Below are 25,162 nucleotides of genomic sequence, written 5' to 3' on the forward strand. Positions count from 1 at the left end.
CGACTGGGGGCGCTCCTTCTCACTTTGTGTGCGGTCGTTCCCGTTCCTGATGAGTGCCCCCCACCATGCTGTCCCCATCCCGTCTCCTCCCGATTGTCTTGGCTGTCTTGTTTGTGGTGGGTCCCGCCGGGGCCCAGCCCACTGACCTGACGCCGGAGCGCTTCTCGTTTGAGCCGGACCTGGCCTACGACAGCAGCATCCCGTCCCCCGAGGAGGCGCTCGGCTACGCGATGGGCACCCAGTTTACCCTCCACGCCGACGCGGTGGACTACCTGCGCACGCTGGCCGACGCGTCCGACTGGGTGACGATGGGCACGTACGGCGAGACCTACGAGGGGCGCACGCTGCCCTACCTCGTCGTCACGAGCGCCCAGAATCAAGGGCGCCTCGACCAACTCAAGCAAAACAGCCGGCGTCTCTCCGATCCGGCCAGCCTGTCGGACGGCGCTCGGGATCGGCTCCTCCAGAACCAGCCGGTGTTCGTCTCCTACAGCTACAACATCCACGGCAACGAGCCGGCGTCGACGGAGGCGGCCCTGCAGGTGGCCTACCGCCTCGCCGCGGCGCAGAACGACCGCACCGGGGCCCTCTTGCAAGAGGCGGTCGTGGTCATGTACCCCACAGTGAATCCCGACGGCCGCGACCGCTACGCCTATTGGGCCCGCTCGATGCAGCGCGCACAGGTGGCCACCGAGCCGGCCGACATCGTCCACGATGAGCCATGGCCGCAGGGACGGACCAACCACTACTGGTTCGACCTCAACCGGGACTGGGTGTGGAACGTGCACCCCGAGATGGAAGGCCTGACCGGTGTCTATCAGGAGTTCATGCCGCAGGTGCACGCCGACTACCACGAGCAGGGGTACAACGACCACTACTTCACCATGCCGGGGACCACCCCGCGCAACCCGATTCTGCCGGACCGCTACGTGGCCTGGGCCGATACCTTCGGGCGGGCCAACATCGAGGCATTCGACCAGAACCAGGTTGCCTACTTTACTCGTGAAGCGTTCGACTTCTTCTACCCCAGCTACGGATCGTCCTACCCCAGCGTGATGGGCGGCATCGGCATGCTGACCGAGCAGGCGGGCATTGGGGCGGGCCGGGCCGTCGAGAACAACGACGGCTATACGCTCACCTTCCGCCAGCGCGTCCACGACCACTACGCCACCTCGCTGGCGACGATCGAGGCGTCTGTCGAGAACCGGCGGGCCCTTCTGGAATACGACCTCGACGCCCACTCGCAGGCGAGCAACACGATCGAGACGGCCGCCTACGTCTTTCCCGACGATCAGGGCACCGGATACCTGTACGACCTGCTCGACATGCTTCGCCACCACGGCGTGGAGGTGGAGCGGACGACGGAGACCGCACGGCTCGACAACGCGCTCGACTACCGCACCGGCGAGCGAACCGATCGTCGTGTGGGGGCCGGAGCGTACGTCGTGCCCACCGACCAGCCACGTCACCTCTTCGTCAATACGCTCCTGCGGCGCCAGGTGGCGTTCGAGGACTCGGTGATGTACGACATGTCCACGTGGTCGGCGCCGCTGGCGTACAACCTGGAGGCGTACAGCACCCGCGAGTCGGTCGGGGCGGGAACGGCGTCTGTGGAGACGGCCCCAACGCCCGCGGCCGGTGTCACGAATTCCGGCGCGCAGTACGCGTTCGTCGTAGAGTGGGATCAGCGCCACGCGCCCCGCGCCCTGTCGGCACTCTGGGACGCGGGCTACCGGGTGCGGGCGGCCCACGAGTCGTTCGACACCGGATCGCGGTCGTTCGGGGCGGGCTCCCTCATCGTGCTGCTCGGGCGCAATCCCGCCCACGACGCCCCGGCGGCCGACATGCAGCGCATCGCGTCGGAGGCCGGGGTCGAGATCGTCGGTTTCGACACCGGTCGTGTGGCGGACGGGCCGGATCTCGGCTCGGCCGACAACGCCCCGGTGCAAGCGCCCGAGGTGAGCATGCTTGTCGACCAGCCCTTCTCCACGTACACGAGCGGACAGATTTGGTACCTGTTCGACCAGGAGACCGAGCTTCCCATTACCCGGATTCGCGCGTCCAATCTAGAAGAGTCGGCCACTGGAGACGGCCGCTACGCCCGGTACGGCAAGGCGTCGCTCGACGCGCTCGACGTGCTCATCCTGCCCGGTGGGTATGGCATCGATGCCGTCTTCGACTCGGCCCGCTTGGAAACCCTCCGCGAGTGGGTGCGCGACGGCGGCACGCTCGTGGGCACCGAGGAGAGTGCCCGCTTCCTGACGGCGGACGGGTCCGGCCTCACGGACGTGGAGGCGATGCAGGACACCACCGACAGTCCCATCGGGCCGTACACGTCGTACGCGGCCCGCGACGACTCGAGCGGGCTCGACTACGTGCCCGGGGCTGCGCTCACCGGTCGCCTCGACACCACTCACCCACTGACGTACGGAATCGGGCGCGAGGTGTATTCGCTGAAGTACGGCGTGTCCGGCCTGGAGCCGAGCGCAGAGCTCCAGACGGCCGGCTACTACGCCAAGGACGTTGACGACCTGCTCGTGAGCGGCTACGCCTCGCAGGAAAACCTTGGTCAGATGGCCGGCACGTCCTTCGCCGGGACCGTCGAGATGGGCGAGGGGCAGGTCGTATTCCTCGTCGACAACACGCAGTACCGCATGTTCTGGCGCGGCCCCAGCCGCATGATGCAGAACGCCGCGATGCTTGTGCCCGGACTGATGGATTGAGAAGCTGTTTGGCGGACGCTCTGTGGCCACCCCGACGAGTACTTGGTCGCTGCGCTCCCAGCGCTGCGACTTTGTGGATCTCGTGCAGCCTGGGAACTACTTGGTCACTGCGTTCCTGGCGCACCCCGGAGAGTACTTGGTCGCTATGCTCCCAGCGCAAGATGGCTTCTGCATTCGCCCGGTAGCTCACCACGGGCATGACCTCACTCCTGCTCGGCCCCCGCTACAGAGACTCATTACAGAGACTCATTTGGGCACCATTTTGCAGCTTCGCCCACTGTGTGTACTCGGCTGGGCCTCGTCAGTCGCTACGCTCGTGTCGGCTGAACATCAATCCACCAAACAGCTTCTGAACCGGGCCAGATCGTCCGGTCGAAACTCAAGACTGCTTACGTGGCCGACAGGGCGTCTTCGATGGTGTCCACCAGCCTGTCGCGGGTGAACGGCTTGCCAAGGTACTCATCGAACCCCTTCTGAAGAAAGTCATCCCGGTCGCCGGGCATGGCAAAGGCCGTAACCGCGACGGCCGGAGTGTCGTCGAGGGACTCCCGATCACGAATTGTGCGGAGGAGTTCCACGCCCCCATCCTTTTCGCTGAGGTTGATGTCCAGCAGGAGAAGGTCGAATGACTCCGCCGCCATGTGGTCTAGGGCCTCCTCCACGCTGGAGGCAAGGGTGATGTCATAGTCGCCCTGCAGCGTGTGCTCCAGGAGCAGGCGTGTGTCCGGGTTGTCCTCGACCGACAGAATCCGAGGGGGGTCGGATGCACCCATAAAGGGGCTACGGTTTAGCCACAGAAGACATGAAATCTACAGGGCGAAATATATGATTTGCGGGGATCGTTCCATTCCTTGCAAACTTACTGTCTCAAAACGCGCTTTTGGCAAACAATGTCAGAAACAACACCAAAGCCAGCAGGACGATGCCTCATGCTGCGGTCGGCGCCCCGAGGCGCGAAATGAAACAGGTTCTGAGTTCCTGTTGGGGAGACTCCTGTTGGGCAGTCTGGAGGCTCGCCGCGTGGTTCGTGAGCAGAGGCCGCCCGATGTGTCCGAGGAGACCCCGATGGGCGGCTGTTGTCAGGTACGTGGGGATAGAGACTCGGGGGGAGGCACCGTCCCCACGCAGGGAGAGACAGGGTCAACAGACGAGACCGATAGACCCCTACACTTTTCCGGATGTGTTGCCAACGGTAGGTTCCCCGATGGCAAGTCTCCCAACCGCATCCAGTTGGGGCAGGCTTGACGGACGCCCAAGAGCGACTTCGGTGAGAAGGCTTCCGATGCCGATCAGCAGCCCCAGGCCGGGCGGTCACCTCAGACAACGCCCGTTCGCAACAAGAGTCGGATGGGAACGTCTGCAGAACCACCGGTGATGTATAATCGAAACCCCCACTCGGCGTGTGCCAAGCAGGGGGAAGGGTAGCGCGGGAGGGATTTGAACCCTCGACCTCCGGGTTATGAATCCGACGCTCTCACCAGCTGAGCTACCGCGCCGTGGTCGAATGACAGACGTTTGTATGATCACACGCACGCCTGGTGTTTCCTGGACGTGGTGAAGAAGTGGTGGACGGCCAAAGCCTCACTAGTTGAGATGATCAACGTGCCGGAGCGTCGCCGGGTCCATCAGGCGGTTGATCTCGTGGCGCAGCACATCGCGTAGGTGCCAGCCACTGGGCAGCTCGCCGTCCGAGACCTCCACGAAAAGGGTGATGCGTCCCCGGGTGGCTTGGAGGGCCCGCTTTTCGGTGTGGGGAGCGTCGGGGCGGTACGCACGAAACTGGAAACCGCGGTGGGAGTCCACAGGACAGAGGGGAAAGTGCGCCGTTGGAGATGCGAGGATGTCGTCCTGTCTCACGCGGCCTGGGCGGCGGTGTTCGGGGCCCATCACACAGGTCTTGCTTCGGTGTAGGGTTGTCCTCGTAGGCTTTGAGTCGTACGTTGCCCTCCTCCCTTAATTTCTGCATGACCCCACACGCACGTCCGATGGCCTGGAGTTCCGTTCTCGATCAGGATCGGGTGGTCCACACGCTGCGTCGGGCCCTTGCCCAAGAGCGGGTGGCCCACGCGTATCTGTTGCACGGCCCCGATGGGGTTGGCAAGCGGACCGTGGCCTACGAGATGGCCCGCGCCCTGCAGTGCCCCGAGTGTGCCGACGAGGCCTGTGACGCGTGTCCCACCTGCCGCAAGACCCGGCGTATGGTGCACCCGGACGTGCACGTCAACCTCCCTCATCCGTGGAGCCAGGAGAAGGACCGTGACGAGGAGGACATGGGAAAACGGATCCGGCGGCTTGGCGACAATCCGTACGCGGCCATCGACTACGTGCGTCGCCCCTCTCTCTCCGATCCCTCCGAGACGTCGAACCAGCAGGTGTACTACCGCATTGGCCAGGTGCGGCAGGACATCATCCAGCCCATGAGCCTGGCGCGAGGGGAGGGGCAATACAAGGTCAACATCCTAATTGACGCGGAAAAGATGCGGGAGGAGGCGGCCAACACGTTCCTAAAACTGCTGGAGGAGCCGCCCCCGCAGACGGTCTTTTTGCTCACCACGAATCGGCCCGAGCAGCTGCTGCCCACCATTCTGTCGCGGTGCCAGCAATTGCGGTTCGACCCGCTTCTGCCAGAAACGATCGAACAGGCCCTCGTGGATCGCGACGGCATGGAGCCGGACGCGGCCTCGATGCTGTCACGAATGGCGGACGGCTCCTACAGCCGGGCCCTCGAACTGGCAGAGAACGATGCCCTGATGACCAGCCGTGAGCTGGTGCTCGACTACTTCCGGGCGGCCTACACGCAACAGGTGGAGTCGCTCGACTCGTGCATCCAAGAACTCAAAAGCCAGGGCCGTGAGCGGGTGAAAAGCGTGCTCCGGCTCATGCTGCGCTGGATGCGCGACCTGCTCCTGTACCGTACGATGGGGGAGGAGGCTCCCCTGGTAAATGTGGATCAGAAGGAGGCCGTGGCTCGCTTCTGCAACAACCTTCCAGACGCCGACCTGGAGGGGATGGTGACCCTCGTAGAAGAGGCGATGGAGCTGGCGGAACGCAACGTGCGTGTTGCGCTGGTCCTCACCGCCCTCGCTCACGGCCTGGCCCGGGCGATGCGCGGGCAGGCGGTCGAGACCCTCTACGTTCCCCTCTCCGAGGCAGAACGACCAACGCCCGCCTAAGGACTCCCTCCGACGTCCCGGGCGGATCTCATTGACCCAGTCGTAGCACGCCCTCTTGCGCCGTGAGTCGTCTGTTTTGCGTGTCTTCGTTTGGGCGCCTGGGGCCGGTGGTCGGGCTCCTCCTGGTGAGTCTGGTGGGGGGGCATGGGGGGACGTCATCGGCACTGGCGCAGTCCACCGGTGCGGCCGACTCAGCTCCCGAGAACACTCTTGTGGCGGTCGACAGTCTGCGTCGGGCAGGGGCCTTCCAGGCCGCGCAGAAGCGCCTTCAAGCCCTGCGCCAGCACGCCCCCGACCGGGTTGCGGTGCTGTGGCGCCTCGCCTACACATACGCCGACATCGGACAGTCCACCGAGGACGAAGACGTACGGACGCAGTACTACGAGAATGCGCTTGCCGTGGCGGAGGCTGGCCTTGCGACGGACTCGACCAGTGCTCGGGCCCACCTAGCGATGGCGGTGGCGCAGGGGCGGGCGGCCCTGGACGCCGGCACCCGGGAACGCATCGAGCGGTCCCGTGCGGTGAAGCGCCACGCGGACCGGGCCCTCGCGATCGACTCGACGCTCGATGGGGCCTACCACACGCGGGGACGCTGGCACCGCGAGGTGGAAAACATCGGCTTCTTTCAGCGGGCCCTCGTGAAGACCGTCTACGGCGGGCTCCCCGAGTCCTCGATCGACCAGGCCGTTCGGGACTTTCAGCGGGCCCTTGAGCTGCACGACCGGATTCTTCATCACCTTGAGCTGGGCAAGACGTATCTGCAAATGGATCGGCCGGACGCGGCGCGGCGCGAACTGCAGGCGGTCCTCGACCGGCCGGTCGAAGAGCCGTTCGATCCGGACTACAAGGACGAAGCGCGCCGGCTGCTTGAGGACCTTTGAGGAGAAGGCATCGATCGTTTTTAACAGCGTGTCTGGAACGTCGACCGGGGCGGTCGATGCCATTTCTGAGCCGTCGTTTGCGTCCCGCAATTCCTTGCTTGCATGCCGTATTCCGCCGCAATTAGTCGTCAGCAGCCCACTGCAATCCTGTTCCTGCTCGACCAGTCGGCGTCGATGCAAGAGCCCTTCGGCGGGGCCGAGAAGACGGGCGACGCGGCCCCGAGCCGCGCCCGTGTGCTGGCGGACACGGTGAACGACCTTCTGCAGAACCTGGTGCTACGGTGCGCCAAAGAGGAGGGCGTGCGCGACTACTTCCACGTCGGCGTCGTTGGCTACGGGCAGCGTGTGCAGCGCCTCGTTCAGCCGACGGAGGAGTACGCCCCTGGCACCGGTCTCGTCCCCATCAGTCACCTTGCCGACCGGCCCCAGCGCATGGAGCAGCGGGTGACGGAGGTGGACGATGGGGAGGGCGGCACGACGGAGACGCGGGTCAAAACACCGATCTGGTTCGATCCGCAGGCCAAGAACGGAACGCCCATGTGTCAGGCGCTCGACCTGGCGGCCCAGTCCGTGCGCGACTGGATCGACCAGCACCCGCACAGCTTTCCCCCCATCGTCCTGAACGTGACCGACGGCGAGGCCACGGACGGGGACCCGCTCCGCTACGCCCAAGAGCTGCGCTCGTTCGCGACCGACGACGGAGAGGTGTTGCTCTTCAACATCCACCTGTCCGCGTCGGAAGAACCGCCCGTGGAACTGCCGTCCGCCACCGACGGGGTGCCGAACGACGACGAGTACGCCGAGGTGCTCTTCCAGATGTCGAGCCGGCTGCCGTTCTCCATGCGATCGGCCGCGGAGCAGGAAGGCTACAGCGTCACGCTCGACACGCGGGGGTTTATTTTCAACGCCGACCCGGTCTCGCTCGTCACGTTCCTGGAGATTGGCACGCGGCCGAGCAATCTGCGGTAGGGAGATGGTGATCTCGTCCGGCATGTGAACTGGCCGAAAGCGTCAATGAGTGCGCCCCCACGGCCCGACTCTTCCCACGGAGCCCCTGCGACGGGGGAGGCCTGTGTGTTGGCCGTGCCGAAAGGGGGCGGACGCATGGACGCCTACGAAGACGCGGCGTCCGTTCGGGCCGAGGCGTGGCCGGCTCGGCTCGCCGTGGCCGACGGGGCAACGGAGTCGGCTTTCGCCAAGGAGTGGGCGGAGCGCCTGACGCGCGGCGTGGTGGAGCAGGGCGCCTCCACCCCCGAGTCCCTGCGCCGGGCGGTGCCGGACTGGCAGGCGCAGTGGCGGGCGGCGGTCCGTGCGCGTGCTGAAGAGGGCCCCTGGTACGTGGGGGCGAAGGCGGCGGAGGGCGCCTTTGCCACGCTGCTGGGGCTATCACTGCGGGCCGACGGGCGGTGGCGCGCCGTGTCGGTCGGCGACGGTTGCCTCTTTCGGGTACGAGACGGAGCCCCTGTGCAGAGCTGGCCGTTCGGAGCGGCCGATGCGTTTACGAACCGGCCCGCCCTCGTGCCCAGTCGCCCGGGCCAGACGCTGCCCACGCCCGAGGCGACCTCCGGATCATGGAGCGCGGGCGACGTCTTTGTGCTCGCCACCGACGCCGTTGCCGCTTGGCTTCTGGCCCCGGAGTCGTCTGTCGGACCGGCGGCCGCGGCAGCGTGGGACGAGACACAGTTTCGACGAGCCGTAGAGCAGGGGCGCACCGAGGAGATGCTCCGCAACGACGACGCCACGCTTCTCATCATGCGTATTGCCGAGACGCCGGACGCAGGGTCGGAGGCCTCGCCGGCCCCGCCGAACCGATCGTAGCGACGAGACGCGCCGTTATGCCGAGCTATCCCCCCCCGAGTGAGTACCAAGAGGCCCTCCAGGCCCCCGCCGTGGCGTTCGCGGATTCCGAGCTCCAAAACGGCACGCCCCGGACGAACGCGCTCGGCCTGCCGCAGCCCGTCACCGGATCGTTTGCCGCGGTCTTTCCGATGACGACGGACGCGGGGAGGCGCTACGCCGTCAAGTGCTTCCTGGCGGAAATGCCCGACCAGCAGGCCCGGTACGAGGCCGTCGCTGAAGTGCTGGAGGGGATCGACCACGATGCGTTTGTCGAGTTTGCCTACCAGCCGGAGGGCATTTCGGTGCGGGGCGAGGCATATCCACTGCTCAAGATGAAGTGGGCGGAAGGCATTCCCTTGAACCGGTTTGCCGAGAAGCACCTCGACCGGCCCGGCGTGCTGGACCGCCTGGCGGAGGCCTGGGCCGGCCTCATGGCGGACCTGGAGTCCATGGACCTGGCCCACGGTGACCTTCAGCACGGAAATGTATTGGTGGAGACGGCGGGCGAGGCGCTGCGGCTTCGGCTCGTGGACTACGACACGATGTACGTGCCGGCGCTGAAGGGACGGGCGAGCGCAGAGGTGGGGCACCGCAACTACCAGCATCCCGACCGCACCGACGCTGACTTCGGGCCCGCCCTCGACTGCTTTTCCGGGCTCGTCATCTACACCGCCCTGCGAGCCTGCGCCGTGCGGCCGGAGCTGTGGGACGAGTACGACACCGGGGAAAACCTGCTCTTTCGGGATGCTGACTTCTACGCCCCGGAGGAGTCGCCTCTCTTCGGTGCCCTAGGGGAGATCGAGCCCCTTCGCGCGCTGTCGGACGCGCTGCGGACGGCCTGTTACGTGGAGCCCGCCGACGTGCCGCCCCTGCCGGCCGTGCGGGACGGCCGCCTGGAGCCGAGTCAGGTTTCGGTGTCTCGGTCCAACGCCCAGCGGGGGCGCGACACGGGGGAGCGAAGCACGGCTGCCCGCGTCTTCCTTCCCGTAACAATTGGGGGGGTGGGGATGGCGCTTGGGCTGGCTGGGGTGGGAAGGGGACTCGTCGCCGCCGGGGTGCTTTTGGCAGGAGCGAGCGTGGGGGCGGGAGTCGTCGCGACGCGGTACCGCCGCCTCTCCCTCGTCCGACGCCGACGCCGATTGGAGCAGGAGGCCGACCGCTTCCGGTCCACGATCCAAGAGCTCGAACGCGAAGTGGCCAGCCTGCAAGAGAAGCGCGACGAGCTGCGCACGTCCATGGCCGAGCGGCGGCAGGAGCGGCTGCGGGAGATTCAAGAGCAGGTGCTACACGATCGTCTCAAGCACCACTTTGTCGAGGAGGTGCGGGACGTCGAGGGACTCACCCACAAACACGTCGTGCGGCTGAAGGCCGCCAATCTACGCACTGCCTCGGAGCTTACGCCGGCGGCCGTCGACGCTGTGCGGCGCATCAGCGATCGGGCCCGTGCCCGGCTCAAGATGTGGCGGGCGGCCCTGGAGGAACGGTACGCCGACGAGATTCCGGATGCGTTATCGCCGGCCCAGGAGCGACGTCTTCAGCGCTACATCGAGCACCGGATTGACGACCTCGGTGATCAGATCGGCCGCACCCGCGAAAAGATCCAGACGCAGCGGACGGAGCTCGAGCGCATCGAGGAACGGCTCGATGAGATGCCGAACCTGAGCGTTGGGCACTACGTGTGTTTCCTGCTCCGGCTCGCCGCGCTCCCGGACCGGACGGGAGCGCCTCCCGAACCGTCGCGCCCACACGAAGTGGGGACGTCTGATGACCGTGCACCGGTGCCCGAGCCGGTTGAGGACGACCGTTCGTGGTGGACACAAGGGTAGACAAGTGTCCCCTCACTTGACGGCTGCCTCACACTACTCGTCTTCGTCCCAAAGGTCCTCCAGGTCGTCGATCGTCGTATCCGACGGCTCTTCCTCGGGCGTATCGTCGCCGCGCACGAGGGCCAGAATGGCGTTGTGCTGAACGATCATGTAGTTTGTCTCCTCGTAGCGCAGGTCGATTGCCTCGTTGCCCATGAAGAAGGCGTAGTCGCCCGAGTTGGCCTGGAGCGGCAGGTACCGGACGGGCGTTTCGGACTCCTTCCAGGTTTCGCTCTCGCTGTACTCGGGGTTTTGGGTCAGGTACCCCGGGCCGGTTTTTACGACCCGACCGCTCAGAACCTCGCCTTGCTGCGACACCGACGCGGGAAGCACGAGGCCGGTGTCCGTCTTGTCTTCGCCAGTCTGTGGCTCAATGAGAACGCGATCGCCAACGACAATCAGGTCCGCCATAAACGGAAGCGTGGACTCCTAGAGAGAACGGGGAGCAGAACAAAAAAGGCGACAGTCCTAACGAGGCCGTTGGGCGCAGGTTCATGCTCCCCCAAGGTTTGCACAAAAACCATACGTCTCCTCGGTGCCGAGCCTGGACGGACCGAGATGTCCTGAGTTAGACAAACTGGAAAATGACGTAGACGAGAAGGCCCACAATGCCCGCAGCGATGGTCATCAGCCGGATCGTGCGGTCAACCGAGTTCTCCATGGTGGGGGAGTGGAGGGACCAGAAGTCAGAAAAAAGGTGAATCTCTTGGCTTCAAGTGTACGAGAACGTACGGTTTGTTCAAACTGGGTGCACTCGGGGTTAACAATTTTTTGTTGAACTTGCCCCGAGCCCCGCCCCAGTGTCGACGGGTTTGTGGGGGCACGTGGGCGAGTCCACGGGGGCCAAAAGAGCGGCTCACGTGCCCTTGTTTATTCCGACGAGCGGGGGCGGGCCGCCGCGTCCACGTACCAGAGCAGTGTGCCGCGGGGGTGCACCTGCGCGGCCGGAAGAGAAGAATCAGTCTGGTCGAGCACGCGGGCGAGGGCGTCCTGCTTCCCCTCACCGGCCACGAGGAAAAGGGCACGCCGGGCGCCGTTGAGCACCGGCAGGGTGCACGTCAGGCGAGTAGAAACCTCGTGACGAGGAGGAGCGGTCACGGCTCGGGCCCACGCCTCGTCGGTGCGACGCTGTTCGGCCGTGCCGGTTTCAGGAAAGAGGGAGGCGGTATGGCCGTCGCCCCCGAGCCCGAGAAGAACGGTGTCGAACGTTGCGGAGCGGTCGGGAAAATAGCGTTGGAGGGTCTCCGCGTAGGCCCTGGCGGCCGCGTCGGGGGATGTCAGGTGGGTGGGGATGGGGTGCACCTGATCGGGCGGAATGGGAACCGCATCGACGAGGGCATCGGTTGCCATGCGGGCGTTGCTGTTCGGATGGTCGAAGGGAACGAACCGTTCGTCGCCCCAAAACAAGTGGATGCGGGACCAGGGCAGTGTGCCCTCGGCCTCCGCCGCAAGGAGTTCGTAGAGACGGCGTGGCGTGCTGCCCCCGGCCAGGGCAAGAGTGTAGCGGTCCTGAGTGCGGAGGGCCTCGTGGATGTCGGTGGTCAAGTCTTGGGCCGCCGCCCGGCTCAGGGCCTCCAGGTCCGGAAATCGGTTGAGGATGGAAGAGGAGGAGCCCATGTTGGATGTGTGGGGTTGGGAAGCGAAGTGTCCGGGACCGTCCGCCAGTCGGGAACGCCCTGCATCGTCCCGGATGAGCAGGGCGTTATGAACGGTTCAAGCCGGCTTCAGGCTGGACTGGGGCGAAGTTGGCAGGGTGAAAGAGAAGGTAGAGCCCTCGCCGGGCGCGCTTTCAACGTGGAGTTCGCGGTCGTGGGCCCCCAGAATGTGCTTCACGATGGCGAGGCCCAGCCCGGTTCCGCCCTGGTTGCGGGACCGGCTCTTGTCGACCCGGTAGAAGCGCTCGGTAAGGCGGGGAAAGTGGTCCGGCGAAATGCCAATGCCATCGTCCATCACGCGGATCACGACCTCGTCGTTTTCGGGTTCGGCCTCCAGTTGCACAGTGCCGCCCTCCGCGTTGTACTTGATGGCGTTGTCCACCAGGTTTACGAGCACTCGGCGGAGACGGTCGAAGTCGCCGTAAACCTGGGGAAGGTCCGGCGCGACCTTCTGTCGGGGCATGATTCCCGTCTCCTCGGCCCGAAATTCGACCGACTCGACGGCGGTGTCGAACAGCTCCGTGACGTCGAACGCCTCGCTCGACATGTCCAGTTCCTCCGTTTCGATTTTTGTAATAGTGGAGAGGTCCCGGGCCAGGTTGTCGAGGCGGTTGGCGTGGTGGAGAATTTTCTTGAGGAATGTGCGGTTCACCGAGTCGTCGGTGAGGGCGCCGTCGAGCAGGGTCTCGGCGAAGCCCTGGACGGAGAAGATCGGGGTCTTAAGCTCGTGGGACACGTTCCCGATAAACTCGCGCCGGTAGCTTTCCATCTCCTTCAGCTTCCGGATCTCGGTCTCTAGGCTCTGGCCCGTGCGGTAGACCTCCCAGAGGAGCGTGCTCAGCTCGTCGTCGTGGGGGCCGGAGGGGGGCGTCTGGGCGTCGAACTGGTGGGTGCGGATCTCGTGCAGTACGGACTGAAGGTGGCGGAGGCGACGGTGGAGCCAGACGTGGCTCGCGGCGTAGGTGAGAGCTGCGGTCCCCAGCCCGAAGAGAACGGCGACGCCGACCGAGACGCTCGACACCAGCCCCACGCCGAGCCCAGCGACGGCACCCGCGGTGCCCCCAATTTTGAGGCCCAGGCGACTTACGAATGGGGGAAGCCGAGGAACAAGTGACACAGGCTGTGCACGGCTGTCGGAAGTGTGTGGCGAGGGGGGTCAATTCATACTTCCTTGGCCCAGTCCTGCGTTCCTCGATCTGGGGACGAGCGGCATTAACAAACTGAAATCCGTCTCGGGAGTCCCCTTATGGGGCCCCCGGGAGGCCCTTCTTGTCGTCGAGGGTGGGCAGGCGGTCGAGGAGTGACGACAGGGGGGGGTCGTGCCTTTCGGCGAATACCTCAAACGACACGTGGTCGCCGATGGTGTCGAGGGGACGGTGCTCCTCGATGACCGGGCGGTACGTCTCGTAGCAGTGGAGGGCCTCGCGCCCCGTCTCCAGGTCCTCGTCCCGAATTGGGAGCTGGCAGTCGATGAGCGCTGGGGGCGAGTGCGAAAGGTGGGCCGGCCGGTCTGCGTCGTCGGGAGCGGGAGAAAGCGCATAAAACGCAAGGCGACGCGGCGCGGCCGCTCCGTCCCTGCGGAGGGCACACACCGCACGCTTCACGACGGCGTGGGCGACGAGGTGGTCGGGGTGCCCGCTGATGCCGTGGACGGGATACGTGACGACCACGTCCGGCTCGTAGGTGTGAATGTACGACACGATCTCGTCCTCCAGGACCAGTGGGTTAAGCTCGGCAAGCCCCCCGTCCGGGTACTCCAACACCGTCAGGGAGTTGAGGTCCAGGGTGTCCGCCACGTCCTGCATCTCCTGGTAGCGCGCCGCCGCCATTTCGTCCTTCGAGTACCCGAGGCGCTCCCGCTGCGACGTTGCCTCCCCTCGGGTGAGGGTCAGCAGGTGCACCTCGTGGCCCGCGCGGCGCTGCCGGGCGAGGGCGGGCACTGGCCCGAAGCACTCGTCGTCGGGATGGGGAAAGATATACAATAGGGATGCCATCGGGGCAAGAGACACGTTTTGAAAGACGACGCGCGTTCTCTTATGCACGAGTCGCCCGCTTGGTCGCCGCGACGGTGATGCAAGGGGCACTACGTAGGTCGGCAAAACAACTTTGAAACCCGTCATTCCGAGCAGAGCGAAGCGGAGTCGAGGCGCTGGGGGCGCAGTGACCGGGTGCTCCTGGAGTGAATCTCTCGGAAGAAGGGGGAGCGACCCCTATGAGCAGCTTCCGCTTGATTCAAAGAGATTTTTCAACGCCCTCCTCTCACTGTTCGGCGGTCGCTCAGAACGACTCTTGCGCAACCGTATGTCTTCGGGGCTACTTAGGATGAGGCAGGCCCTGCATCGGACTCCTCGTCCGCCTCGATCACCTCGTGGAAGACGGTCTGCCCCGTTTCTAGCATCCGGTCCACGTAGGGATGGCAGAGCTCACAGTTTTCGCCGAAGGTGACGTGGGCCTGGAGCTCCTCAATCGAGTCCGCTCCCGTGTCTCCCGCCACTGTCTTCAGGGCCGTGAAGGTCTGCGCGTAGCAGTAGCAGCGATCGATGGTCATTGTTGAAGGCTCGGGATGAAGAGCGATTACCGAGTCGAGGCGGGAGCCGGGGCCGGGTCGCGCCGCCAGGCCGTTTTTCGATGAGAGCGATCGAACGCGGCGTGGAAGCGGTCCGGGTGGAGAATCTCGGCCAGAATGTCGAGGGAGGTTGCCAGCCGGGGCCCGGGCCGGTTAAAGAAGTGATTCCCGTCGGTCCGGTACACGTGGCCGGTCTGCACGGCCCGCAGGGCGGTCCACCGTGGGTCGGTCCGGAGACCGTCCATCTCTGCGTCCGTCCGCGACAGGCCAAACCCACACGCCATGACGACGATGCGGTCCGGGTCGGCGTCGTGCAGGGCGTCGAGGTCGGCGCGCCGTCGGGTGAAGACCGGCGTTCCGCCCGCCGCCTCCAGGAGCGTTGGGACCCAGCCCCCGGCCCCCATCAGCGGATCGATCCACTCCAGGGCCGCAACGGTGGGGCGGTCGGACGAGTGGGCGGGGGCCACTACGCGCGACACCGCCCGCATGTGGGTTCGCATCTGCTGGACACACCGGTCGCCGCGGTCGGGGCAGCCGAGGGCCACGGCCACGCGCCGAATGTCACTGCGCACGTCCGCGAGGGACCGTGGCTCCAGGGCCATGACCGCCGGATTGCCCTCGATGCGGTCGGCCACCGCCTGCTCCACCGTTGACAGGGACACGGCGCACACCTCGCACTGCGATTGGGTGAGGATGAGGTCGGGCCGCAGGTCACTCAGCCGCTCCACGTCCACGTCGTAGACCGACATCGCCTCGTCGAGTAGGGTCCGCACCCGGTCGTCAATCTCGCGGCTTGATCCCTCGAGCGGCACCTTCGGGGCGGTGAGGGCAGGCAGCGCCTCTACGCCGGGCGGGTGGTCGCATTCGTGCGAGCGGCCCACCAGGTCGTCCCCGTGGCCGAGGGCGACCACGATCTCGGTGGCGCTGGGGATGAGGGACACAATGCGGGGCATGGGAGAGGAACGCGATGCGCATTACGCCGAGGCGGACGCCGGGGCCGATCGAAGAGCGGGCACCGCCCGCTTCAGCAGGGCGACCCCGCCGAACAGCACGGTCACGTATACGGCGTTCCCCGCGAGGCTGTTGGCGAGGTACGGCAGGCCGGCGACGTAGCAGGCCCAGAGGCCGGCGGCCGTCGGCGGGTAGGTGTGGAACAGCCACCACATTCCGAAATTGGTGATCAGGAAGAAGAGCAGCGACCCGGCCACGGTGGCCCCGGCGACGCGCCCCACGCTCCGGGTCGACCGCAGCCCGAAGCCGAGCAATCCAATGGCCGCAAAGCCGCCGTAGACGAACGGCACGAGCGCGTGGAAGCCGATCACGAGGTCGCCCAGCAGCAGGGCCACGAGGGCCACGCCGAGGCCCACCCATCGGTTCGCAAAGTGCGCCCCGCCGAACAGCGCCAGGGCGGCGATGGGCGTGACGTTGGGCGGGTGGGGCACTAGGCGGGCGGCCGCGGCGAGCAGGACGATGCCGGTGAGAACGGCGAAGCGGACAAGACGATCGCGAGACATCATGGAAGCGTTGGGGACGTGTGCGGGTGGAAACGGAGGCGCAGAGGGCCTACTGCTCATCGCGCAAGAAGGAAATGTGGCCCGGGCTATTCCCCGTTTCGAAGCGTGTGACTTCGTTTCCACTTCGGTCGAGGACGAGCGCGGTCCCGTCTGCCGAAAAGAGCGGTCCGCCAGCGTCGCCAATGGGAAGGCGTGTCACGTACAGGTCTTGCGTTACGTCGTCGTAGCCGACCGCCGTAATGCCAATCAGCCCGTCGTCCTGTGGAACTGTGAAGCTACCGTCCAGCGCGTTCGCGTCGGTATTGACCCGGAAGATCTCGCCGGTTCCGCTGCCAAATGCCCCGCTGCCGCTGATGGCGTACAGCTCCTCGGCTCCCTGCGAATAGTACGCTGACTGCGACCCGTTCGCCGAGCCAATGGGGGCGCCGAGCGCCACGCGGTCCCTGATCGTCTCCTCGATCGGGTTCAAGAACAGCACCGTAGACGACTGTTCGGCCCCACCCTGGCACACCACGGCCACGTCGTTTTCGGCATCCACAAATACGCTCTTCGGACCGGCACAGCCGGAGAAAGACAAGGTCGTATTTACGGTGTCGGCGTCCGCATCGAGCACCGAGAGGGTCCCGTCCGCGGCATTTGCCACGAACGCCTTTCCGGCGGCAACGCCGATGCCCTGTGGCGACCGTCCCACGTCGATTCGTTCCGTGACCGAGTTGTTGTTCAGGTCGACCACCGACACAGTGCTCGGCTTGGGATTGAAGTTTTCGTCGAAACGGCTGAGGTTGGAGACGTATCCCTTGTCCGCCGACGGAAACGCGATATACCGTGGGGGGCGCGGGTTCGAGATTTGCCCAATTGGCCCGAACTGATCGGTGTCGAAGGTTGTGATTCGGCCGGCATTGTCGGCCTGCGTGTTGTCGACCACGAAGAGGCGGTCGTTGTGCAGGGCGAGGCTATTGATGAACGCCACGTTGATGTCATTAAGTGTGGCCGTGGAGTCTGATGGGCTGTAGAGCGTGAGGGAGCCGTCCTGGGCACTGAAGTTGCCCGAGTTGGCAATTACCACGTCCGTGGTTATCTGGCGTGTGTCATCATTCGAGCCGAAGAGGTCGCAGCCCGTCAGCGACAGCGTAGCGACGGCCAGGAGGGCCATCCACACAGCTGGCCGGCGCCACCGCACGTTCAGACGAGATGTAGGAGCGGAGGAGGAAGAGAAGCGCATCATCGATTGAGTTCAAGAAGAAGGAAGAGAAAACCGAAGTCGGAGGGTTGCGTGGCGGGGGGGCATGGGATAGAGCCGTATAATCTCGTAGCGGCGGTCGAGCACGTTTTTGACCTGCGCCTCCAGGGCGAGCCGCCCTGTATTGAACGACCACTCGTAGGCGGCCCGGACGTCGACCGTCTGGTACGGCGCGAGAGACTTGGACTCGTCGCTTGAATAAAAGCGGGTCCCCACGAGCCGACCCGTGGCGGAGACCGATAGTCCTCGCCATTCCATGCGGGACCAGAGCTTCCACGTCTGCTGGGGGACGTAGGGCAGTTGAGCGCCGTAGGCCGGCGAGTTGGGATTCGCCCGGTTTTCGGCCCGGGTGTGTGTGAAGTGGCTGCCGCCGGACACCGTAAGGTTGGGCCGGAACTGGCGCCGGGCCCGCACGCTCAGCTCCAGGCCCCGGCTGTAGACGCGGGACACATTGGACGGGCTCCACACCTGCACGCCGTTGATCTCGTAGCTGGGCCGCCACACAATCTTGTCGGTGAGGCGCGTGGCAAACGCCGTGGCCTCCGCGGTGAGCAGGGCGTCGGCGCGGGTGAGGCGGAAAGACACGCCGCCCTCTGTGGTCCACCCATCCTCGGGCTGGAGGCCAGGGGTGCCCCCCGGCTCGTAGTAGCGCTCGTTGAAGGTGGGATAGCGAAAGGCGCGCCCCACGAGGCCGCGGAGGGTGAGACGGTCTCCGTCGAGCGGCCGCCAACGAACGCCGAGGCGGGGGCTCGGCACGACGGTCGGCTCCCCGTTCGCGCCAATGGCGTCGAGCCGCACCGCCGGCTGGAGCTCAAACGGTGCGAATGAGAGCGTGGCATCCACGAACGTGGCCCCCGACAGGCGGTCGACGCCCTCGTTCAGGGAGGCCTGGTCGTAGCCGACCGTGGTGCCCGCCGTGATTGACCCGAGGGACGAAAGGGGATAGCGCAACTCGGCGTTCGCCTCCGTGGCCGTCGTGACGGTCGTGCGGTCGGTTTGGGTCGGGGGATTGTGGTAGCGGAGGCGGGAGCGCTGGCCCCGTGCCGAGAGGTCGAGGGTGCCCCTGCCCAATGGCAAGGTGCCTTCGGTCCAGATCCGCCCCAGCTCGTCCCACTGACGGGCCCCGCCGCTGCGTGCGCTGGCCGGACCCGGAAGGCCGCGCCGCGCCTTTGTCCACCACCCGGACAGGCGCCACTGCCGGTCCTCGCCCCGCCACATGCCCCGCCCGAAGAGGCTCAGCGTGCGCGCCCCGGCCCCGTCCCGTCGCAGCGTCTGTGAGGGGACCAGGAACGAGTTTTGGTACTGAAAGTCGCCGTCCGTGCGGTAGTAGCGCCCCGCGACCAGCCCGGACCAGGAGCCCCGCCCGCCCGTTGCGAGGGCCGACACGTGCCGTTCGTCGTACGCGCCCCCGCCCCCCGCCACGCGGAGGAGCGGATCGGTCTGTGGGCGCAGCGTGCGGAGGTGCACGGTGCCGCCCAGACTCCCGGAGCCGTGCCGGGCCGATCCGGCCCCGTGCTGCACCTCGACCGACTCGATGAGGAGGGTGGGGAGCAGCGACAGGTCTACCTGGCCCGTTTGCGGGTTGGCAACGCGAAGGCCGTCGAGCAGCACCTGCGTCTGCGTGCCGCCCATGCCCCGCATCGAGAGGCTGGCGAGACCCGTGCTTCCGTACTGCTTTACAAAGGCCCCGGAGCGCATCGATAGCAGGTCGGCCACCGACTGCGCGCCGCTCTCGGCCACGGCGTCCGCGTCGAGGGTCGTGACGTGGGCGGCCGCGGGGATGGAGGAGGCGCGATCCAGAATGCCCTCTACAGTCACTTCGGGAAGGGTTACGGACATCGCGATGGACGAGTCCGGCGTCCCCGAAACGACCGGCGGGCGCCACGTCGTGTCGGCGGGGGCGGACCCCTGGCCCCACGCAGAGAGGGGCAGAAGGAGGACCGAAGCGAGAAGTACGACGCGTGCAACCATAGAAAAAGCCCTTACCTCCGCAGAGAGGCTCGGGCGGCTGCACGGGACCCACGAAATGCACCCCGGTGTCCACTACAGAAGGGATAGACGGGGCTGTGTCGGCGTCCGCCACGGGGGAGACGCGTCGAGCGACGAGGGCCATCATCAGGGCAGGCACGCCACAAGCCTCAGATCCCGGAGGTTGTTGGCGGTGAGAGAATCCACGATGGCGGTCGGGATTCCCGTCACGCACACAGGCAGGTCTCCTGGCTCCTCGAACCCACGGGCCGCAGAGAACGCGGCATCGCGTGGTCGACGCACATGCGTGGCGATCCTCCTTCCCGCCACGACGAGCTGTCCCGACGGCCGTTGCCGGGAGCACTCGGTCGGGCAGTGGCGAATCGCCTCCAGCGCACGTCCATTGTTCGAGTCACAGTTGCGGGTACAGCCCCAGACTGGCCCCGGCGGATGACTGAGTGGAGCGGCAAAACGATGTCAGTCCCTCAGGGTGTACCGTGGCGGCACTGGGGTTCCCTTTTCATCTCGCCCGGCAAGCACTGGGCGAGAACCTGTGACGTGTGTAAAAGAACAGGCTTCAAGTACAGTTTTAATGTAGACGCTCGGCGTGGTCAAGCACAATCCCTTCACGAGATCTTTCGTGGTCTCGTCTGAGGGGCCGACGGCCTCATCGTCCACGGAGGCGCCGGGCCAGTTCGGCGGTGTGCTCCGCGTCGCTCGGCATCGTGCCGTCCCCGTTGGGGGGCTCAAGACGGCCGTCCGCCGCGTCGCTCAGGGGCGAAAGGTCGGTGGACTCGTCGTGCTCGGCGATCCAGGCCTCGCTGGTGACAATCGTCTCCAGATTCTGCACGCGCTCCTGAAGAGCCTCCCGTTCCTCCTCCAGGCGGGCGAGGCGATCCTCCAGCCCGTCGATCCGGTCCTCGACCACCCGCGTGGAGCTGCCCAGTTCCCGGTGCTTGGTCTTGAACGTGAGCCATTCCTTGTACCCGGCCAGGGCAATGCCCAGGATGGGAATCGCAAAGACCATGACGACTGCAACCAGGGGGACGAGGGACATGGGCGTCGGTCCGGGGGTAAGGCATCAATACGTCGAATTGTATGTCGACGACTTCACTCCTGTTGCACAAAGCGGTGGACGAGATTGGTGGTGGACCAAGGGAGGCTTTTGAAGTCCAGGGTTGTAGAAAAGGAGAGAACCGGTGGGGCTAGTCGAGCAGTGTGGGCACCGACTCGTACTGGTCGGCCACGGCGTGGGCCTCCGCGGCCAGCCGCTCCTGAAGGGCCCGTGGCTCCAGCACGCGTGCGTGGCGTCCCCAGCTCAAAAGCCACGGCATCACTTCGAGCATGTGGTCGACGTTCAGCGTGACCAGTAGCCGGTCGTCGGAGAGGGACTCCCGCGCCTCCACCTCGACGGAGGGAGGCACCTGCACGTCCGCGGCCACCGGCTCCGCGAAGACCGCCCGGACGCGTCGCTGGGGCGGGGCGGCGGGGCCCTGAGAACGCGCCCCGTAGCTGGCCGGGCGCTTGAAGGCGGCGTTCGTCATCTCGAGCTCGCGGATCCGCTGGAGCCGGAGGTGGACCACGCGGTCGCGGTCGTGCCCGTACCCCACGAGGTGCCACGCGCCGCCCTGCCGCACCAGGCCGTACGGGTCGATCTGCCGCGTGATGGTGCCGTTGCCGGAGCTGTGTGCCAGGCTAGCCATCAGGGTCCGCTCTTCCACGAGGGCGTGACGCGCCTGCCGGAGGAGGCCGTCCGTGGTCGAGTCGCCAAAGACGCTGGGCGGCACCAGGGGCACACTTCCGCGCAGAGACAGGGCCCGCTCCCGGTCGTCGGGCGGGAGCACGTCCTCAATCTTGTGCTGTGCCGCCCGGGCCGCGGCCTGGTAGCGGCCGCTGAAGTTGCGGGCGGCGTAGGCACTGCCCAGGACGAGCATGACCGCCTCGTCGCGCGTCAGGCGGATCGGGGCGAGCAGGTAGTCGTCGGGCAGTCGATAGCCCTTGCCCGGCACCCCCTGCAGCGGCACGCCCGCCTCCACCATCGCCTGCACGTCGCGGTAGACGGTGCGCTCGCTGACGCCCAGGGCACGGGCCAGGTCGGCCGCACGCGTCCAGGCGTCAGGCTCCAGTTGCAGCAGAATGGCGGGCCAACGTTCGGAGGGCGTCATGGGCGATGGAGCGGAGTCGCAACAGCGATGCGGACTCGCCAAGATAACCAAACGGACGCCGGACTTTCATCCCCCGGTTCTTGTGCTGCAGGGCAATCGCATGTCGAAAGCTTTGTCGAGTGATGGAGGCTCCGCTGCCGCTGACCCTAGAAGGAAAGCCAGGAATGCACGGCGTCGGTTAATCTCTCACAGATGTGGTGTATCTGTACAGGGAAGCATTGGGGGCTGAACGACATCGAGGTGAGAGGCCGACCTAGGACGACGACTCTACCGCCCAGACAAACTCAAGAAGCGGCTGAACATCCTGGGCCATGCGGACGACCTCCCCGGCAAAGTTCGGGGACTGGAGGGCCTCGTCCGGGTAGTCCCGCTTGACCACGTAGTTTTTCCACTTCAGATACGGGGCAATGGGGGCGTCCCGATAATCGCTGAAGCCCTTCGGCATGCCCGTAAGGGTGTCTTCCATGCTGTGAACCGGCAGGTCACGGGCCTTCATCTCGTCGAGAAGCGTGAGGAACCGCTCCGGCTCCGCCGCGATGCGGTCCCGAACGGGGCGAAGGTACGACACGCTCGGCTGGTAGAAGCCCGCCCCCAGGAAGCAGGAATCCGGCTCTACGTGCACGTAGACGACCCCGTTCTTGTCGCGGTGCCCCGAGCGGTCGAACACGCCGCTCACGTGCGTCTTGTACGGCGTCGTGTCCTCGGTGAAGCGCATGTCCCGGTAGATGCGGAACTGCGAATCCGTCGGGTGGGCGGTCAGCGGGAGGTCCGTGTCGGCGAGGCGCCGCGCGCCGTCGGTTAGCAACAGCTCCAACGGCTCCTTGAGTTCTGCTTCGTAGGTCTCCTTGCGCGCCTTGAACCAGTTGCGGTCGTTGTTGGCGGCCAGGGCGCGGAGAAACCCGAAGGCCTCGGGGCGGAAGCCCGGGAACGGCGGGTGGGAGAACAGTTCGGCCATGTGCTGTTGGCGTTTTCGGAGTATGAGTTCACAGGTCCGCCCGCCGGTACCCGGCATCTCCGATTGCCAGTGAGACCAGCCCCCAGAGTGCCAGGACGATCAGGCTGAACCAGTTCGTCAGGAAGAACGGTTCCGAGCCGGACCCGGAGAGGAATCCGCCGATGGCGTTCTGGTAGGCGCCACTGGGCGGAAGCTGGAACAGAAACGTGACCCAGTCCGGCCTCGCCCCGAAGTTGCCTGCCAAGAATCCGCTGGGCACCTGGAAACCGCTGGCCACGAACCACGCTCCGAGGGGTACGACGTCCCACGCGACCTCAAAGACGACGAGAAGCAGGACACTGATCGTCGCCGCCCGGGTGGTGGAAGTGGTCATTGCGGAGACGCCGACGAAGACGGCCACGTACGCTAGAACGTAAAACAGCGTGACGACGACAAAAACGGCGTATTCGACCGGGGAGAACGGAACGCCTCCGGCAAACACGACCGCGAGCATGGACAAAAGACCAACCGCGACAGGGACTGCGAGCACGAGGCCGCGGCCCACGACCTTTCCCAGAACAACGTCGCGTCGGGTATGGGGCAGGCTCAACAGGAGCTTGCCGGAACCACTCTCGGTCTCGCCCACGACGGACTTGTAGCACGCCACTACCGAGGCGACGGCGACGAAGAGCGTCACCGGCGAGGCGAGAAAGCCGAGCAGACCCATCGTCGATACCCTTGGCTCGGCGGTTATGGCGGGGACGAACGCGTACAGGCCCGCCACCAGCATGGCCAGCGCCAGGAACGTCGCCGAAAGCGCCCACAGCACCCGCGACCGGCGGGCGTCATGGAAGTCCTTGCGAGCAACGGTCGTCCAACTCACGATGAATCACCCCCGGTGACGACGGTCTCCTGATGCTTGGTGTAGTGGGCAAACAGCTTTTCCAGGGAGGTGCCCTGGGTGGTGAAATCGCGGATCTCCGCCCCGCAGTCCTCCAGTGCATGGAGAATGGCAGTCTTGTTTCCGCCGTCGGTGTGGACGGTCACCACGTCTCCCTCGACCCCCACGGAGCGGACCCCTTCAACAGCTTCAACGGCCTCGATCACTCCCTCTGGAATGAGGACGACGGCAATCGACAACGTCTCGCTCGCCCCCGAGGCCTTCCGCAGGCCCTCGATGGTGTCGACGGCGACGATCCGGCCGCGGTTGAGGATGGCGACCCGGTCGCAGATGGCCTCGACCTGCTCAAGGATGTGACTGGAGAAGAACACGGTCGCACCACGGTCGCGCTCTTCCCGAATCATCCGGCGGATCTCGCGGGCGCCATTGGGATCCAGGCCAGTGGTCGGTTCGTCCAGCACCAGCAGGTCGGGTTCGCCCACGAGCGCCATTGCCAGCACCAAGCGCTGTCGCATCCCCTGGGAGTAGTCCCCCGCGGGCCGATCGGCCGCGTCCTGGATGCCCACGCGGGCCAGGAGTGCCTCGGGGCCGTCGTCGACGCCCTTCGAGTCGATGGCAAACTGAACATGCTGCCGACCGGTGAGCCGGTTGTACACCTGACAGGCGCCGGGCAACACGCCCGTGCGCTTCCGGATCGCCAGGCTCTCGCGCTGGGCGTCGAACCCCAATGCCTTCGCTCTCCCCTCGGTTGGCCGGACGAAGTCCAGCAGGATGTCTATGGTGGTGGACTTTCCGGCACCATTGGGGCCGAGGAAGCCGAAAATCTCTTCCTCCTCGACGGTGAAATTGACGTCATCGAGGGCAGTCACGTCCCCGAATTGCTTCGTGACTCCCTCCAGTTCGATCGCTGCCATGTCCAAGGTCAGACCGGTCGAAAAGAAAACAGGGAGTCGCGGTGCGAAGTCTGTGCGACTCGGGTCGTGGATGAGTAGTTCAGCAAGGGGGGGCGTTCTTGTCGGGGCAAATTCGAAAAACGCAATCCGCAAGGGGCTACGTCCCGAGGCCCATCTCCGCCACGATGTCTTCGATCCCCGCCTCGAACTTGTTCGCGCCGCCCTGCGAGGGGTGCCGCACGTACGTCGGATCGGCCCCGACTTCGTCGAGGGCGCGCTCGCCCTTGCGGCCCACGCCCACGGTCCGGTCGGGCTCGAGGGCGTCGAGCAGTTCGCGCAACAGCTCGTGCCAGTCGCGCACCTCCGAGCGGCGGGGTGTGCGGATCGAGAGCGGGTCGCCGGCGTCGTGCGGGTGGAGGGGCAGGCTGTTCCAGACGAAGAAGTGGGGGAAGTGGGGCTGGAGCACCCGCCAGAAGATGGATGCGCTGTACTCGGTGATCGGCACGTCCTTCTGGCTCGTGGCCCCCCCGTCAATCGGAAAGTCCGGGTCGGTGAGCTGCGACTCGCTCGTGACCGGCACGCCCGAGAAGCGACAGCCCCACGGGCCGGGGGCTTCGAGCAGGAGAAAGAGCCGCGGCGCCTCGTCGAAGCACGACAGGTACTGCCGCAGGTTGTCGCGGCGATGGGCGGGCGCCTCAGGCCCGTCGAGATCGTCCCGGCGGTCGCGGTACGGGTTGAACAGCTCGTCGGTGGAAGCAGCCGGAAAGACGTGCGTGTCGAAGAGGTCCCAGACGGCGGGAAGCATCGGAGGAGACAGGGGGAAGACGGAGAGGGTGTGGGAGAAC

Annotated in this window: 23 protein-coding genes, 1 tRNA gene and 1 riboswitch; of the genes, 6 read left to right on the forward strand and 18 right to left on the reverse strand. The window is 66.0% G+C overall.

Going from position 1 to position 25,162, the window contains the following annotated elements; all coding sequences use genetic code 11:
* The first annotated feature begins 65 nt into the window (after positions 1 to 65).
* Complete coding sequence (locus B7R93_RS00280; protein ID WP_232797855.1) at positions 66 to 2,723, forward strand: M14 family zinc carboxypeptidase; 2,658 nt, start codon at positions 66 to 68, stop codon at positions 2,721 to 2,723.
* 389 nt (positions 2,724 to 3,112) lie between these two features.
* On the opposite strand, the gene B7R93_RS00285 is transcribed toward B7R93_RS00280, so the two are convergent.
* The 3 genes from B7R93_RS00285 to B7R93_RS00295 form a co-directional block, all read right to left on the reverse strand.
* On the reverse strand, positions 3,113 to 3,496 hold the full coding sequence (locus B7R93_RS00285; protein ID WP_103018862.1) for a response regulator: 384 nt from the start codon (positions 3,494 to 3,496) through the stop codon (positions 3,113 to 3,115).
* A 649-nt stretch (positions 3,497 to 4,145) separates the two neighbouring features.
* Positions 4,146 to 4,219, reverse strand: a tRNA-Met gene (locus B7R93_RS00290).
* 88 nt (positions 4,220 to 4,307) lie between these two features.
* Positions 4,308 to 4,526, reverse strand: a complete 219-nt coding sequence (locus tag B7R93_RS00295; RefSeq protein ID WP_157942137.1) for a hypothetical protein — start codon at positions 4,524 to 4,526, stop codon at positions 4,308 to 4,310.
* 182 nt (positions 4,527 to 4,708) lie between these two features.
* Here B7R93_RS00295 and B7R93_RS00300 point away from each other — a divergent pair, with 182 nt between their 5' ends.
* From B7R93_RS00300 to B7R93_RS00320, 5 genes are all read left to right on the forward strand, one after another.
* Positions 4,709 to 5,896, forward strand: a complete 1,188-nt coding sequence (locus B7R93_RS00300) for a DNA polymerase III subunit (protein WP_103018864.1) — start codon at positions 4,709 to 4,711, stop codon at positions 5,894 to 5,896.
* A gap of 62 nt (positions 5,897 to 5,958) precedes the next feature.
* Positions 5,959 to 6,777: a tetratricopeptide repeat protein gene (locus tag B7R93_RS00305; protein ID WP_232797856.1), complete on the forward strand. Its 819-nt coding sequence runs from the start codon at positions 5,959 to 5,961 to the stop codon at positions 6,775 to 6,777.
* Between the two features lie 102 nt (positions 6,778 to 6,879).
* Positions 6,880 to 7,746 carry a vWA domain-containing protein gene (locus B7R93_RS00310; protein WP_103018865.1) on the forward strand — a complete coding sequence of 289 codons (867 nt, stop codon included), beginning with the start codon at positions 6,880 to 6,882 and terminating at the stop codon, positions 7,744 to 7,746.
* Positions 7,747 to 7,881: 135 nt separating this feature from the next.
* Entirely contained in the window at positions 7,882 to 8,595 is a 714-nt protein-coding gene (locus B7R93_RS00315) for a protein phosphatase 2C domain-containing protein (protein ID WP_232797857.1), read from the forward strand.
* A 17-nt stretch (positions 8,596 to 8,612) separates the two neighbouring features.
* A complete protein-coding gene (locus B7R93_RS00320; RefSeq protein ID WP_103018867.1) occupies positions 8,613 to 10,442 on the forward strand; it encodes a protein kinase family protein in 1,830 nt (609 codons plus the stop codon).
* A 33-nt stretch (positions 10,443 to 10,475) separates the two neighbouring features.
* Here the strand turns inward: B7R93_RS00320 and B7R93_RS00325 are convergent, their stop codons facing one another.
* The 15 genes from B7R93_RS00325 to B7R93_RS00395 all read right to left on the reverse strand — a co-directional run bounded on the left by B7R93_RS00325 (position 10,476) and on the right by B7R93_RS00395 (position 25,122).
* Complete coding sequence (locus B7R93_RS00325; RefSeq protein ID WP_103018868.1) at positions 10,476 to 10,892, reverse strand: co-chaperone GroES; 417 nt, start codon at positions 10,890 to 10,892, stop codon at positions 10,476 to 10,478.
* Positions 10,893 to 11,351: 459 nt separating this feature from the next.
* Complete coding sequence (pgl, locus tag B7R93_RS00330; protein WP_103018869.1) at positions 11,352 to 12,098, reverse strand: 6-phosphogluconolactonase; 747 nt, start codon at positions 12,096 to 12,098, stop codon at positions 11,352 to 11,354.
* 96 nt (positions 12,099 to 12,194) lie between these two features.
* Complete coding sequence (locus B7R93_RS00335; protein WP_103018870.1) at positions 12,195 to 13,253, reverse strand: sensor histidine kinase; 1,059 nt, start codon at positions 13,251 to 13,253, stop codon at positions 12,195 to 12,197.
* A 127-nt stretch (positions 13,254 to 13,380) separates the two neighbouring features.
* Entirely contained in the window at positions 13,381 to 14,130 is a 750-nt protein-coding gene (locus tag B7R93_RS00340) for a PIG-L deacetylase family protein (protein WP_103018871.1), read from the reverse strand.
* 323 nt (positions 14,131 to 14,453) lie between these two features.
* Positions 14,454 to 14,684, reverse strand: coding sequence for a (2Fe-2S)-binding protein (locus tag B7R93_RS00345; protein WP_103018872.1), 231 nt, complete (start codon positions 14,682 to 14,684; stop codon positions 14,454 to 14,456).
* Between the two features lie 26 nt (positions 14,685 to 14,710).
* On the reverse strand, positions 14,711 to 15,655 hold the full coding sequence (locus tag B7R93_RS00350; protein ID WP_103018873.1) for a cobalamin-binding protein: 945 nt from the start codon (positions 15,653 to 15,655) through the stop codon (positions 14,711 to 14,713).
* Between the two features lie 21 nt (positions 15,656 to 15,676).
* Positions 15,677 to 16,219 (reverse strand): DUF6580 family putative transport protein, encoded by a 543-nt coding sequence (locus B7R93_RS00355; RefSeq protein WP_103018874.1) that lies wholly within the window; start codon positions 16,217 to 16,219, stop codon positions 15,677 to 15,679.
* A gap of 46 nt (positions 16,220 to 16,265) precedes the next feature.
* A complete protein-coding gene (locus B7R93_RS00360) occupies positions 16,266 to 17,369 on the reverse strand; it encodes a YncE family protein (RefSeq protein ID WP_232797858.1) in 1,104 nt (367 codons plus the stop codon).
* An 81-nt stretch (positions 17,370 to 17,450) separates the two neighbouring features.
* Positions 17,451 to 19,427: a TonB-dependent receptor plug domain-containing protein gene (locus B7R93_RS00365; protein WP_103018875.1), complete on the reverse strand. Its 1,977-nt coding sequence runs from the start codon at positions 19,425 to 19,427 to the stop codon at positions 17,451 to 17,453.
* A 218-nt stretch (positions 19,428 to 19,645) separates the two neighbouring features.
* Positions 19,646 to 19,993: riboswitch (cobalamin riboswitch) on the reverse strand.
* Positions 19,994 to 20,091: 98 nt separating this feature from the next.
* Complete coding sequence (locus tag B7R93_RS00370) at positions 20,092 to 20,481, reverse strand: hypothetical protein (protein WP_103018876.1); 390 nt, start codon at positions 20,479 to 20,481, stop codon at positions 20,092 to 20,094.
* Positions 20,482 to 20,629: 148 nt separating this feature from the next.
* A complete protein-coding gene (locus tag B7R93_RS00375; RefSeq protein ID WP_103018877.1) occupies positions 20,630 to 21,589 on the reverse strand; it encodes a helix-turn-helix transcriptional regulator in 960 nt (319 codons plus the stop codon).
* A gap of 253 nt (positions 21,590 to 21,842) precedes the next feature.
* The gene (locus B7R93_RS00380) at positions 21,843 to 22,544 is read right to left on the reverse strand and encodes a DUF2461 domain-containing protein (protein WP_103018878.1); all 702 of its coding nucleotides are present in this window, start codon (positions 22,542 to 22,544) and stop codon (positions 21,843 to 21,845) included.
* 28 nt (positions 22,545 to 22,572) lie between these two features.
* A complete protein-coding gene (locus B7R93_RS00385) occupies positions 22,573 to 23,406 on the reverse strand; it encodes an ABC transporter permease subunit (protein WP_157942138.1) in 834 nt (277 codons plus the stop codon).
* Entirely contained in the window at positions 23,403 to 24,338 is a 936-nt protein-coding gene (locus B7R93_RS00390; RefSeq protein ID WP_103018880.1) for an ABC transporter ATP-binding protein, read from the reverse strand. Before B7R93_RS00390 ends, B7R93_RS00385 begins: the two co-directional genes overlap by 4 nt.
* A gap of 136 nt (positions 24,339 to 24,474) precedes the next feature.
* Complete coding sequence (locus B7R93_RS00395; protein ID WP_103018881.1) at positions 24,475 to 25,122, reverse strand: uracil-DNA glycosylase; 648 nt, start codon at positions 25,120 to 25,122, stop codon at positions 24,475 to 24,477.
* Positions 25,123 to 25,162: the final 40 nt, after the last annotated feature.

Origin of the sequence: Salinibacter altiplanensis (genome assembly GCF_002894645.1) — a bacterium.
Lineage (GTDB): Bacteria > Bacteroidota > Rhodothermia > Rhodothermales > Salinibacteraceae > Salinibacter > Salinibacter altiplanensis.